Here is a 1,342-nt window from a genome sequence, read left to right on the forward strand (position 1 = left end):
GCGCGGCCGCCGGCCGGACCCGTGCGCAGCAGCGCGCGCAGGCGGTCCAGCAGGCCGGCGGCGCCGAGCGCGGGACGGGTTGCATCGATTTCCGTATTCACGCGTTCCATATGCAAGCAGACCCTAGTAATCCGAATAAAGCCGCACCGGCGTCGGCGTGACGAGCCAGCTGCGCTCCGCGCGTGCGTCGAACGCATAGCGCAGGTACACGAGCGCCGAACTCGGCGCATAGTCGTGCGACCGGTCGACATGCAGTTGCGCGCCGACGCTCAGGTGCGGATTCACGCGATACTCGACGATGCCGTTCACGCCGTACGAAAACGACACGCCGCGCGTCGAACTGCCCGTGTAGACCAGCCCGGCCGCCTCCTGGGCGGCACGCTGGCCCGTGAAGGTCGGGTAGAACAGCGAATCCTTTTCATAGCTGTTCGAGATCCCGGCCGTGACGGTCAGGTCCCACGACAGCGCGTCGCGCCGCCCCGCCCACTCGATCGGCACGCCGAGCGACAGGTAGCGCTGCGGGCTGTAGTAGCCGCCCTGCCCGTACGTGTAATAGCGCAGGTTCTGCGCGTAATGCCACGCATTGCCGACGAGCCCCGTGCTCACCTTCATCGTCGCGCGTTCGTACACGGGCACCGTGAAGCCCGAGCGCAGCGTGACTTCCGCGTTGCGCTCGACGTTGCGGCCGGACAGCACGCCCGCGCCGAGTTCCGCGAACAGGTTCACGCGGCCGACGTCGACCGCCGCCCGCAGGTTCACGCCGTCGCGGCGCACGCCGCCCCATACCGCACCGGTCCACGGGTCGCGCATCCCCGCATACGACAGCACGCTGCTCGTTTCCGGCCGGCGCGACGCGTTCACGGTGAAGCTCGCCGGGCCCGCGTCGAAGCGGTAGCGCACGCCGCCGACCAGGTAATGCACCGGGAAACCGAGCGGCGACGTGCCGAGATCGACGCGCCACGCGTCCGTGCGATAGCCGGCGCCGAGCGCGACGCCCGTCATCGGCTGGTGCAGGTCGCCGCGCGGATGCGCGATCAACTCGGCGGCCGACGGATTCGGTGCGAACGGCGTGTTGAGCGCGGCGTAGGTCCCGAAGGTCTTCAGCGAATACGCGTTCGGGTCGCTCGTATCGAGCGTGCCCGCGTCCAGATGCACAGTGTCGAGTTGCAGGAACGCATGCCCGTCGTAGCGCACCGGCACCTGCATGTAGATCGGCACCTGTTGCGCGCGGGCGGCCGATGCGCGCGGCTGGGCGCCGAGCGAGTTGCCGTCGAGATAGATCACGCCATCGGGCAGCGCGAACTGGTCGCGCAGCGCGGCGAGCGGGTCGTCGCGGTCGAGG

General features: G+C 69.5%; 1 protein-coding gene. It reads right to left on the reverse strand.

Features of this window, described 5'->3' with window-relative positions:
* Positions 1-123: 123 nt before the first annotated feature.
* Positions 124-1,342: cellulose synthase subunit BcsC-related outer membrane protein (locus F3J14_RS35045; RefSeq protein ID WP_247682369.1), on the reverse strand; the 1,219-nt coding region annotated here is incomplete at its 5' end.

Source organism: Burkholderia sp. Tr-862 (genome assembly GCF_011753085.1).
Taxonomy (GTDB): Bacteria; Pseudomonadota; Gammaproteobacteria; order Burkholderiales; family Burkholderiaceae; genus Burkholderia; species Burkholderia ambifaria.